The sequence below is a fragment of the Deinococcus sp. genome, assembly GCF_018260555.1.
GTDB lineage: Bacteria > Deinococcota > Deinococci > Deinococcales > Deinococcaceae > Deinococcus.
The window spans coordinates 19,617-30,405 of record NZ_JAGLBB010000042.1; the positions used below are offsets into that span (position 1 = coordinate 19,617).

At 69.0% G+C, this 10,789-nt stretch carries 10 protein-coding genes; 5 read left to right on the top strand and 5 right to left on the bottom strand.

The window, feature by feature from the left end; all coding sequences use genetic code 11:
- Window positions 1–52: 52 nt before the first annotated feature.
- The 5 genes from QZ271_RS09430 to QZ271_RS09450 all read right to left on the bottom strand — a co-directional run bounded on the left by QZ271_RS09430 (window position 53) and on the right by QZ271_RS09450 (window position 5,510).
- Window positions 53–1,738: an acyl-CoA carboxylase subunit beta gene (locus QZ271_RS09430; protein ID WP_291430821.1), complete on the bottom strand. Its 1,686-nt coding sequence runs from the start codon at window positions 1,736–1,738 to the stop codon at window positions 53–55.
- A gap of 96 nt (window positions 1,739–1,834) precedes the next feature.
- A complete protein-coding gene (locus QZ271_RS09435) occupies window positions 1,835–2,464 on the bottom strand; it encodes a CoA transferase subunit B (RefSeq protein ID WP_291430823.1) in 630 nt (209 codons plus the stop codon).
- A 518-nt stretch (window positions 2,465–2,982) separates the two neighbouring features.
- Window positions 2,983–3,681, bottom strand: a complete 699-nt coding sequence (locus tag QZ271_RS09440) for a CoA transferase subunit A (protein WP_291430824.1) — start codon at window positions 3,679–3,681, stop codon at window positions 2,983–2,985.
- Between the two features lie 28 nt (window positions 3,682–3,709).
- Entirely contained in the window at window positions 3,710–4,441 is a 732-nt protein-coding gene (locus QZ271_RS09445; RefSeq protein WP_291430826.1) for an alpha/beta hydrolase, read from the bottom strand.
- Window positions 4,434–5,510 (bottom strand): alpha/beta fold hydrolase, encoded by a 1,077-nt coding sequence (locus QZ271_RS09450; protein WP_291430827.1) that lies wholly within the window; start codon window positions 5,508–5,510, stop codon window positions 4,434–4,436. The genes QZ271_RS09445 and QZ271_RS09450 overlap by 8 nt, the downstream gene beginning before the upstream one ends.
- Before the next feature lie 103 nt (window positions 5,511–5,613).
- Between QZ271_RS09450 and QZ271_RS09455 the strand changes: the two genes are divergently transcribed.
- From QZ271_RS09455 to QZ271_RS09475, 5 genes are all read left to right on the top strand, one after another.
- On the top strand, window positions 5,614–6,774 hold the full coding sequence (locus tag QZ271_RS09455) for an ABC transporter substrate-binding protein (protein ID WP_291430829.1): 1,161 nt from the start codon (window positions 5,614–5,616) through the stop codon (window positions 6,772–6,774).
- Between the two features lie 143 nt (window positions 6,775–6,917).
- Window positions 6,918–7,778, top strand: coding sequence for a branched-chain amino acid ABC transporter permease (locus QZ271_RS09460; RefSeq protein WP_078303401.1), 861 nt, complete (start codon window positions 6,918–6,920; stop codon window positions 7,776–7,778).
- The gene (locus QZ271_RS09465) at window positions 7,775–8,764 is read left to right on the top strand and encodes a branched-chain amino acid ABC transporter permease (protein WP_291430833.1); all 990 of its coding nucleotides are present in this window, start codon (window positions 7,775–7,777) and stop codon (window positions 8,762–8,764) included. Before QZ271_RS09460 ends, QZ271_RS09465 begins: the two co-directional genes overlap by 4 nt.
- Window positions 8,761–9,546: an ABC transporter ATP-binding protein gene (locus QZ271_RS09470; protein ID WP_291430835.1), complete on the top strand. Its 786-nt coding sequence runs from the start codon at window positions 8,761–8,763 to the stop codon at window positions 9,544–9,546. The genes QZ271_RS09465 and QZ271_RS09470 overlap by 4 nt, the downstream gene beginning before the upstream one ends.
- Window positions 9,547–9,667: 121 nt before the next feature.
- Entirely contained in the window at window positions 9,668–10,426 is a 759-nt protein-coding gene (locus QZ271_RS09475) for an ABC transporter ATP-binding protein (RefSeq protein ID WP_291430837.1), read from the top strand.
- Window positions 10,427–10,789: the final 363 nt, after the last annotated feature.

Here is a 10,789-nt window from a genome sequence, read left to right on the forward strand (position 1 = left end):
GATGGAGGAAGGGGGTGATCTTTCGACCATCAACCTTCAACCATTAACGGCTTCACACCTGGAACACGCCGACGCGGAATTCCTCCTGGTGGGGGTTCTGGGCGCAGGCGTCGAGGGCGCGGATCAGGCGCTCGCGGGTGCTGTGGGGGGGGATGATCTCGTCCACCCACAGGCGGGCGGCGGCGTAACGGGGGTCGAGTTCAGTGTCGTACTTGCTCTTGACCTCGTCGTAGAGGCGCAGGATGTCCTCGTCGTCGGGCTCACGACCGGCGCGTTTCAGCGCGGCGAGCTGGATGTCCATGAGGGTCTTGGCGGCGGCGTTGCCGCTCATGACGGCGTACTTGGCGCTGGGCCAAGCGAACAGGAAGCGCGGAGCGTAGGCCTTGCCGTTCATGGCGTAGTTCCCGGCGCCGAAAGAGCCGCCGGTGATGATGGTGATCTTGGGCACGACGGAGTTGGACACGGCATTCACGAGTTTCGCGCCGCGCCGGATGATGCCTTCCTGTTCGCTGTCCCGGCCCACCATGAAGCCGGTCACGTCACTCAGGAACACCAGGGGCACGCCCGCCTGGTTGGCGTCCATGATGAAGCGGGCGGCCTTGTCGGCGCTGTCGCCGTAGATGACGCCCCCGACCTCGATGCGGGTGCGCAGGCCGGGTTCGCCGCCCGCCTTGAGTTTCTTCTTGATGACGGTCCGCTGGTTCGCCACGAACGCCACGGGGTAGCCCCCGGCGCGGGCGAAGCCGCACACGATGGTCTCGCCGTACTCGGGTTTGAACTCTTGAAAGCTGGGCTCGCCTTCCGGGCCAGCATCGACCAGGGCGGCGATTAGGTCGCGCACGTCGTAGGTCTTGCTGCCGTCGAAACCGACCAGGTCGGTCAGGTCGCGTTCCGGGGCGGGCAGCGTTTCGCGGCGGCGCCTGGCGAAGGGGGCGCTTTCTCCCTGCGCGTACAGGTCGGCCAGCGCGCGCACGCGCCTGAGGGCAGCGGCGTCGTCGGGTTCCTTGTAGTCCACGGTGCCCGCGATGCCAGCGTGCATGCTGGCCCCGCCGAGGTCCTCGCTGTCCACGACCTGCCCGATGGCGGCCTTCACGAGTGCTGGCCCGGCGAGGTACAGGCCCGAGCCTTCGGTCATGATCAGGGTGTCGCACATGACCGGCAGGTACGCGCCGCCCGCCACGCAGTTGCCCATGATCGCGGCGATCTGCGGGATGCCGCGCGCGCTCATGCGGGCGTTCAGGTAGAACACGCGCCCGAAGTCGTCCTGATCCGGGAAGATCTCGTCTTGCATGGGCAGGTACACCCCAGCGCTGTCCACGAGGTACACGACCGGCAGGTGGTTTTCCAGCGCGATGGTCTGCGCCCGGATGACCTTCTTGGCGGTGATCGGAAAGAACGCGCCGGCCTTCACGGTGGCGTCGTTGGCGATGATCATCCACGGGCGGCCCTGGATGGTGCCGATGCCGGTGACGGTGCCGCCCGACGGGCACCCGCCAACGTCGGCGTACATCTCCCAGCCCGCGAAGGTCATGAGTTCGTCGAAGGGCGTGCCGTCGTCGAGGAGCTGGCGGATGCGTTCACGGGCGGTCAGACGGTTCTTGTCGTGCTGGCGCTGCTGGGCTTTGGCACCGCCACCAGCGTGAACGGTCAGGCGGTCGGTCGCCAGGCGCTCCAGGGCGTCCTGCCACGCGCTACGGGTGGGCGGCGCCGGGGGGGCGCTGGTGTCTGGCTGTGTCATTGTTGCCCACAGTCTAACAAACGGTCGTTAGGTTGTGGTGGGATTCTAGACAGACCCCCCGCGCCGGGCAGGTCGCGGGGGGCACAGAAGGTCGGTTCAGGTGTGAACAGCCGCGCCGGTCTTCGCCTGCAACTCGTCCAGCGTGACGCCGGGCGCGAGTTCCACCAGCTTCAGGCCGCCTGGGGTCACATCGAGCACACCCAGGTCCGTGATGATCCGGTCGACGACGCTCTGCCCGGTCAGCGGCAGGTCGCACTCACGCACGATCTTGTGCGCGTCGCCCCTGGCCACGTGCTCCATCAGGACCACCACGCGCTGCACGCCCGCCACGAGATCCATCGCGCCGCCCATGCCCTTGACCATCTTGCCCGGAATCATCCAGTTCGCCAGGTCGCCCCGCTCGCTGACCTGCATGGCCCCCAGGACCGCGAGGTTCACGTGCCCGCCCCGGATCATGGCGAAACTGTCCGCGCTGGAAAAGAAACTGGCACCCGGCATGGCCGTGACGGTCTGCTTCCCGGCGTTGATCAGGTCCGGGTCCACCTCGTCCTCGGTGGGGAACGGGCCGATCCCCAGCAGGCCGTTTTCACTTTGCAGCATCACGCTGACGCCCTGGGGAATGTGGTTGGCGACCAGGGTAGGCAGGCCGATACCCAGGTTCACGTAGTAGCCATCTTGCAGTTCGCGGGCCGCGCGGGCAGCCATCTCGTCTCGGGTCCAGGGCATGGGTGACCTCCTAGGGGTCGGTCGGGATTGGATTGTGAAGTCAGGAGCAGCTTGCGGCGCACAGGCCGTGCCTGTCAAGCGGTCCGAACGGGGGGCAGGGACATCTCCGACACCTGGCGCGCATGAGGTCAGCATGCCCGGCGAGTGTCACAGAGCGGCTACAGGTGATGCCGACTGCGGCTGTTTCGTCGGCCACCCGGAAACACACGGGGTCGGCAACTCCGTCCCTGAAGGCTTTTTCGCTCCTTCACGCCTTTGACCGGCTTGAACGGTTGCTGCTCAACCTTCGCCTGGAATCCCTGTAGGTAAGTCGAGCTGATCTTGTCATACGCGTTCCGTTTGTTTCCTACTCGCATCCGCTCGGATTGATTCGGAACTGCACAGAACCAATCGGAGTCCGTGCAATTCAACCGGGCCGCGCGAGGACCGAGGAACGACCGCTGCACTGGGAATGCAGTACTGGGAATGCAGTTGGTCCGGCGCTGCTACGGAATCTCGCACCCTTAAGTGCTGCGTTCTTAACTGGCGCGGACGGTGCGCTGTTCGATGCGTTTCTCGGGCGTGGCATTCAGCACCACCCGCTGCACGTAGATGCCCGGCGTGTCGATCCGGTCCGGGTCGATCTGACCGACCTCCACGATCTCCTCGACCTCTGCCACGGTGATCCGGCCGCAGGTCGCCACCATCGGGTTAAAGTTCCGCGCGGTCTTGCGGTACACCAGATTTCCCGACGGGTCCGCCTTCCACGCCTTGACCAGCGCCACGTCCGCCACGATCCCGTGTTCCAGGATGTACGTCTGGCCCCCGAACTCCTTGTGTTCCTTGCCCTCGGCGACCAGGGTTCCCACGCCGGTCTTCGTGTAGAAGCCGGGGATGCCCGCTCCTCCGGCGCGCATCCGCTCGGCGAGGGTGCCCTGCGGCGTGAATTCCAGTTCGAGTTCCCCGGCGAGGTACTGGCGTTCGAACTCCTTGTTCCCACCGACGTAGGAGCTGATCATGCGGCGGATCTGGCGGGTCTGGAGCAGCAGGCCCAGGCCCCAGTCGTCCACCCCGGCGTTATTGCTGACGGCCGTCAGGTGCTGCGCGCCAGTGTCGCGCAGCGCCAGGATGAGTTGCTCGGGGATGCCGCACAGGCCGAAACCACCCACGGCGATGGTCTGACCGTCGGCCACGATGTCGGAAAGCGCCGCGTGGGCGTCGGAGTACACCTTGTTCATATGGGCTCCAGTGTAGAACGAACGGTCGTTAGGGAGTGTGCAGGGTTCTCAGGAAACCGGCCAGCAGCGCGCGGAAGGCAGCCGGGTCCTCCTGCGGGAAGCCGTGCCCCCGCCCGGGCAGGACCGTGGCCTCCACATTCAGCGCCGCCGCCTGTGCACACACCATGTCCGGTGTGATCAGCGGGTCCAGTTCGCCGCCCAGCACCAGGCTCGGCAATGCGGCCAGCCGCGCGGGGTCCACCCCCCACGCAGCCAGCGCGCGGGCGTTCCCGCTGTCGTGCGACTCGGCCATGTTCGCCCCGTCTGCCAGCAGATCCAGGAAGTTCGCGGGGCGGCGCGACCCAAACAGCGCCCCCAGGCTGGCCGCCAGGAGGGCCGGGGTGGAGCGCAGCAGTTCCAGCACCGGGTAGTTCTCCTCCGGCGTGACCAGTCCGTTCAGAGGCGCACTGGCCGCCAGGACCAGCCCCGATAGGGCCTGCGGATTACGCGCGGCGACCTCCAGCGCCACCGCGCCGCCCAGCGAGTGCCCCAGCAGCACGGGCCGCGTGACCTCCTGCATGCGCAGCCACTCCTGAAGCCAGTCGGCGTACCTGGCGATCGAGACCGGCCCCGCGTGGGGCGTGCCCGCGAAGCCCGGCAGGTCCGGGGCCAGCACCCGCCACCCGGACGGCGGATCGGCCCGCAGGTCCACCCACCAGCGGGCCGAGGCGAAATTGCCGTGCAGGGCCACCAGGGTCCGGTTCCTGCCTTCGTCAGGCATGCCGGACCTCCGCCGCGTCCAGTGCGGGCGGCATCGGCGCCGTGCCCAGCAGGTCGCGCAGGGCGTCCGCAAAAGCGTCGGTGTCGGTCAGGGCGCCCAGGTGCCCGCGCGGCGAGTCGAATTCCAGGTGGGTGTGCGCCACGCCCGCCGCCCGCGTCTGTGCGGCGAAGTCTCGCATCTCGGCGGCGGGGAAGAACTGGTCGCCGCGCACGTTCACGCTGAGCAGCCGCGTGCCGTGCTCGCGCCAGCGGCGGCACAGGTCGTCCAGCGGGGCGACCTCCCGCAGGTCGTGGGTCTGCACGGCCCGGCCAATGTCCAGCACGTGACTCAGGTCGGCGGTCGCGGTGCGGGTGCGCAGGTAGGTGTCCACGTCCCCGTCCCGGAACAGCAGGTCCAGGCCGTCGGCGCCCAGCCCGAAGAAGGTGATCAGGCGCAGCGTCTCGTGCAGGCCGTCGCGGCTGCCGGCAGCGGCGCGCAGCAGCGGGCCGAACACGCCGCGCAGCACCGGCCCGGCGACCGGGCTGGTCGCCACGGCCGCCACGCGCGGCGCCAGCGCCGGGGCGCGGGCCGCCCACTGCAGCGCCTGCATCCCCCCGAAGCTGGGGCCGACCACCGCGTGCCAGTGCGGGGCGTTCAGGGCACGCAGCAGGCCGCACTGCGCGGCGTGCAGGTCCGCCATCGTCCAGGCCGGGAACCGCACGCCCCACGGCTGCCCGTCTGGGTGGGGCGTGGCGGGGCCGGTGGTCAGCACCCCGGCGTCGCGGGCCTGCACGTTGCCGGGGGTGTTCACGCACACCACGTGGTAACGGTCGGTGTCCAGCGCCCGTCCCGGTCCGATCAGGGTGTCCCACCAGCCGGGCGTGCCGTCCGGGTTCGTGCCGGCGGCGCGCATGGTGCCGGTGTAGTGGTGGCAGACCAGCACGGCGTTGTCGTGCGCCGCGTTCAGGGTGCCCCAGGCGCGCCCGCCCAGGCGCAGCGGCACGCTCACGCCGCGCACGGGCAGCGCGCCGCGCAGTTCACAGGCTCCGGGGGAGTCGCCGGGCGTCCAGGTCCACTGACTGTCTCGCATCGCGGTTCAGGGTAGGGGGGCGGCGTCACTCGCCGGTTACAGGCCGCACCGGGGGTCGTTGTAACGCACCTGTGACGCGCTGGTCCTACACTGCCGGGCGAACATGAAAACACTTCTGATGACGGGCGTTCTGCTCGCGCTGTCCGGCGCGGGCGCGGTGAAGGTCGGCGTACTGCTTCCCCTGAGCGGGGGCGGCAGCGTGTCCGGGCAGGCCGCGAAGAACGGATACCAGCTGGCGCTGGACGAGATCAACCGGGCGGGCGGCGTGCTCGGCAAACCGCTGGAACTGGAATTCGCCGATGACGGCAGCGCGCCCGCCAAGGCCGTGCCGGAATTCGTGAAGCTCGTGACGGTCGAGAAGGTGGACTTCATGGCCGGCGGCGTGAGCAGCGCCACCAGCATCGCCATCAGCGGCCCCGCCAAGCAGTACGGCACCTTCATGGCCTGGATCGGCGCGGCCGCCGTGCCGGTCGAGGACGCCTTCGCGGACCACCCGTACTTCTTCCACTACCACCCCTGGTCGTACTACAACTTCGAGGCGATCCTCGGGTACTTCAAGTACCTCAAGACGTACAAGAAGGCCAAGAACATTGCCATCGCGTACGAGGACGGCCCCTTCGGCAGCGCGGGCATCGACGCGACCGTGGACGCCTTCAGGAAGGCCGGGTTCAACGTCGTCCTGACCGAGAAGTTCAAGACCGGCAGCGGCAACTTCGGGCCGCTGGTCAGCAAGGCCAAGGCCGCCAAGCCCGACATCCTGTACTGGGTCGGGTACGACACCGACGCCCTGCCCCTGGCGACCGAGATCCGGCAGCAGAACCTGCAACTGGGCCTGCTGTACGGCACGCCCCCCAGCTGGCCCGTCGGTTTCGAGAAGAACAAACTGGCCGACAACGTCGCAGGCCTGAGCCTGTGGCTGTCCAGCAGCCCCAACAAGGACAGCCGCACCTTCGTCGCCGCGTACCGCAAGAAGTACGGCACCGTCACCGACGAGTACTTCGCGCCGCTGGCGTACGTGAACCTCAAGACGCTGGCCGCCGCGATCAACGCCGCCGGCACGACCGACAAGGCCAAGGTCGCCGCCGAGATGGCCAAAACCAACGTTTCCACGCCGTTCGGGCAGCTGACCTTCAGCCCCAGTCTGAAAACGAAGTACCAGGGCTTCAAGGCCGGAAACTGGCTGCACTTCCAGTACCTCGGGGACGCGCGCGTGCCGGTCTTCCCGATCAAGTTCGCGCAGAAACCCATGGTGTACGGCAAGTAATGCCCTGAGTGGTGGGCCCTGGGTAGTGGGCTCTGGGCTGTGAGCTGCCTGGGACGTGTTTCCCGGCAGCCCGGAGCCCGGAGCATTTTTCTGGACGACCGGGCGTCTTCAGGAAGCAGAGAAGGCAGAGAGGAGGACGTGGAATGGATTTATTTGCACAGACGCTGGTGAACGGCCTGCTGCAGAGCGGGCTGTACGCGCTGGTCGCGTCGGGGCTGGCGCTGGCGGTGGGCGTGGTGGGCATCGTGAACTTCGCGCACGGGGAGTATCTGATGATCGGGGCGTTCCTGGCGTGGGCGGGCAGCGCGCTGCTGGGCGTGGACCCGCTGCTGAGCCTGCCGGTGATCGCGGTGGCGGTGTACGGGGTAGGGGCGCTGACGTACCGCGTGAGCATCCGGCACGTGCTGCTGGCCCCGGAACTGAACCAGATGCTCCTGACCTTCGGGCTGGGCATCCTGCTTCAGAATCTGGCGCTGATGCTGCTGGGCGGGAACACCCGCACGGTCAGCACGCCGTACCAGGCGAGCAGTCTGCAACTGGGCGAGCTGAGCGTGGGCGGCCCGAAGGCGCTGGCGTTCGGGCTGGCGGCCGCGCTGCTGGGCGCGCTGTACTTCACGCTGTACCGCACCACGCTGGGGCGGCAGATGCGGGCGGTCGCGCAGAACCGCCGGGGCGCGCAGCTGATCGGCATTGACGTGGACCGCGTGTACCTGATCGCCTTCAGCGTGAGTTGCGCGCTGGCGGCCGTGGCGGGCGTACTGGTGAGCGTGCTGCTCTTCGCGTCGCCGACCGTGGGGCTGGTGTTCGCGCTGAAGGCCTTCGCGATCATCGTGATGGCGGGCCTGGGGAACCTGACGGGCGTGCTGTGGGCATCCGCGCTGCTGGGCGTCAGCGAGGCGCTGGTGCAGACGTACGTGCCGGGTGGCGGCGGCTGGAGTGATGCGGTGTTCTTCCTGATGATCTTCGGGACGCTGGTGCTGCGCTCGTACCGGGGTGCCCGGTGAGTGCCCGCAACGTCGAGGGGGGAACGCCCGTGCGCGCCGCGCCGCGCCGTGAGTTGACGCTGGGAGCCGCGCTGCCGCTGCTGGCGTTCCTGGCGCTGGCGGCGCTGTTTCCGTTCCTGCCGCTGGGAAGTCGCGCGGAGTTCCTGCTGCAGATTGCGTTCTTCACGCTGGTGGCGGGCATCATGGCGCTGTCGTGGGACATCCTGGCGCGCAGCGGGCAGGTGAGCCTCGCGCACGCGGCGTTCTACGGGCTGGGCGCGTACGGGTACGCGCTGCTGCTGAAAGCGGGGCTACCGTGGGCGCTGGCCATGCCAGTCGCGGCGTTGCTGGCAGGCGGCGCGAGCCTGATCCTGGGCGCGGTCACCATGCGCCTGAGCGGCATGTACTTCGCGATCGCCACGCTGGCCTTCACGGAGGTGGTCCGCACGATCATCCAGAACCTGCCCGAGAGCGTGGCGGGCGGCGCGACGGGCCTGCTCGTACCCGCGCTGCTGGGGGGGAACAGCCGCGCGCAGTACGCGCTGGCGTGGGGCCTGCTGGCCTTCACGGTGCTCGTCAGTCTGGCGGTGCGCCTGACGCGGCTGCACTTCGCGTTCGCGGCGATCCGGCAGGGCGAGGAGACGGCACGGGTGCTGGGAGTCAGCATCGTGCGCTTCAAGCTGCTGGCGTTCTTCATCAGCTCGTCGCTGGCGGCGCTGGCGGGCGTGCTGTACGCCGGGAAGACGTTCTTCATCAACCCGCTGGAGACGTTCAGTCTGGCGAACTCCATCGCGCCGCTGACCACCTCGATCTTCGGGGGGCTGTACACGACGCTGGGGCCGGTGCTGGGCGCGGGCGTGCTGCGCGTGGCCGAGGAACTGCTGCACAACAGCGTGAAGAACGGCTATCTGGTGGTGTACGGGCTGGTGCTGATGCTGAGCATCCTGTGGCTCCCGCGCGGCCTGATGGGCCTGCGCCGCAACAAGAAACATGGAGGTGACCTGTGACGGCCGCGACGACTACCGGGGGCGCCCTCTCCCCCACTCCGCAGGGCGTGGAGGTGCTGCGCGCCGAGGGACTCTCCAAGCGCTTCGGGGGCCTGAAAGCCGTGCAGGACGTGTCGTTCACGCACCATCAGGGCGAGATCCTGGCGGTGATCGGGCCGAACGGCGCGGGCAAGACGACGCTGCTGAACCTGCTGTCCGGCGTGTACCGCCCGTCGGCAGGGCGGCTGCACCTGGGGGGCCGCGACGTGACGGACCTGCCCATGGAGGCCCGCTGTCACGCCGGGCTGGGCCGCGCGTTCCAGATCGTGCGGCCCTTCCCGGAGATGACCGTGCACGAGAACGTCACGGTGGGCGCGCTGTTCGGCAAGCCCGGTCAGCGCCTGCCGAAGGCGCGCGAGCGGGCGTGGGCGCTGCTGGAACGCACCGGGCTGGCCGCGCACGCCGACAAGGCCGCGCATGAACTGACGTTGCTACAGGACAAGCGGCTGGAGGTGGCGCGCGCCGTGGCGACCCAGCCCAGCGTGCTGCTGCTGGACGAGGTGATGGCGGGCCTGCGTCCCGGCGAGGCGCAGGAGGCGGTCGCGCTGGTGCGCGGCGTGAGGGACAGCGGCGTGAGCGTGCTGTTCATCGAGCACATCATGCCGGTCGTGCGGGATCTGGCCGACCGGGTGGTCGTGATGGACCAGGGGCAGGTGCTGGCGCAGGGCACGTACCGCGAGGTGACGGCCGACCCGCGCGTGGTGAGCGCCTACCTGGGCACGGAAGAGGGACTGCACGCATGAAAAGAATTGCGGTGAGCCGGAGACGAACCCGACCGGAGGGAGAAGCAATGATGAACGGACTTCAGGAGATGGACGGGCTTGCGATGGGGTTCCGGAGGCCCGGGAATCGGATGAATCCGGCATGACGGACACACTGAATCGGACGACCCCCGCAGCGAACGACGTGGGGCAGGAACTGAGGATCGAGGGTCTGGCTGCCGGGTACGGGAAGGTGCAGGTGCTGTGGGACGTGAGCCTGCACGCCGCGCCGGGCGAGTTCGTGGCCGTGATCGGCGCGAACGGGGCGGGCAAGACGACCACGCTGCGGGCCGTGAGCGGCGTGGTGAAGCCCACGGCGGGCCGCATCACGCTGGGCGGCGTGGACATCACGCGGGCCTCGCCCAGTCAGGCGGTCGCGCTGGGCCTGGGGCACGTGCCGGAGGGCCGCGAGCTGTTCGCGCACATGACAGTGCGTGAGAACCTGGAGCTGGGCGCGGCCATGAGTGCCCCGGCGCGCGCCCACGCCGCCGGGACGCTGGGCGAGGTGTACGCCCTGTTCCCGCGACTTCAGGAGCGTTCGGGACAGCTGGCGGGCACGCTGTCCGGCGGCGAGCAGCAGATGGTCGCGGTGGGCCGCGCGCTGATGGCCCGTCCCAGCGTCCTGATCGTGGACGAACCCAGCCTGGGCCTGTCGCCCCTGATGACGCAGACGGTGTTCGGGGCGTTGAAGGCCGTGAACGGGCGGGGCGTGACGGTCGTGCTGGTCGAGCAGAACGTGAACCTGAGCCTGAAACTGGCGCACCGGGCGTACGTGCTGGAGAACGGGCAGGTCGTCAACGAGGGCACGGGCGCGGCGCTGCTGGCCGACCCGGCGGTACGCGAGGCGTACCTGGCGCTGTGATACGGATTCCGTCTGTTTCGCTGACAACCCGCCCACGCGCCGGGTTGCCAGCTCCACGCGCGGAACCCGTTTCTCTCTTACTCTGCGGGGCAGCTCTACGAGCCGCATCCGCTCGGATTGAAGGGCCTTTGCAGCCCCTTCAATCGGAGTCCGTATGAGCCGGACTCCGGGCAACCCGGTGCCGGGCCGGGTGCCGGGCCAGGTTCCCGGTGGGCCCGACGGCCTCCAGATGGGGCGCGGCTGGCCGGCACATGCGGTAGATTTCGCGGCGTGACCCTTCACTGGCGGGACCTGACGTCCGCGCGGCGCACGCGGCTGCCGGCGGTGCGCGGCGCGGTGGCGCGCCCGCGCCTGCTCGCGGCG

Excerpts from the sequence above, each read along its gene's own strand:
- QZ271_RS09450 (WP_291430827.1), bottom strand. The coding sequence starts at position 5,510 with ATGCGAGACAGTCAGTGGACCTGGACGCCCGGCGACTCCCCCGGAGCC.
- QZ271_RS09455 (WP_291430829.1), top strand. The coding sequence starts at position 5,614 with ATGAAAACACTTCTGATGACGGGCGTTCTGCTCGCGCTGTCCGGCGCG.
- QZ271_RS09445 (WP_291430826.1), bottom strand. The coding sequence starts at position 4,441 with ATGCCTGACGAAGGCAGGAACCGGACCCTGGTGGCCCTGCACGGCAAT.
- QZ271_RS09475 (WP_291430837.1), top strand. The coding sequence starts at position 9,668 with ATGACGGACACACTGAATCGGACGACCCCCGCAGCGAACGACGTGGGG.
- QZ271_RS09430 (WP_291430821.1), bottom strand. The coding sequence starts at position 1,738 with ATGACACAGCCAGACACCAGCGCCCCCCCGGCGCCGCCCACCCGTAGC.
- QZ271_RS09435 (WP_291430823.1), bottom strand. The coding sequence starts at position 2,464 with ATGCCCTGGACCCGAGACGAGATGGCTGCCCGCGCGGCCCGCGAACTG.
- QZ271_RS09440 (WP_291430824.1), bottom strand. The coding sequence starts at position 3,681 with ATGAACAAGGTGTACTCCGACGCCCACGCGGCGCTTTCCGACATCGTG.
- QZ271_RS09460 (WP_078303401.1), top strand. The coding sequence starts at position 6,918 with ATGGATTTATTTGCACAGACGCTGGTGAACGGCCTGCTGCAGAGCGGG.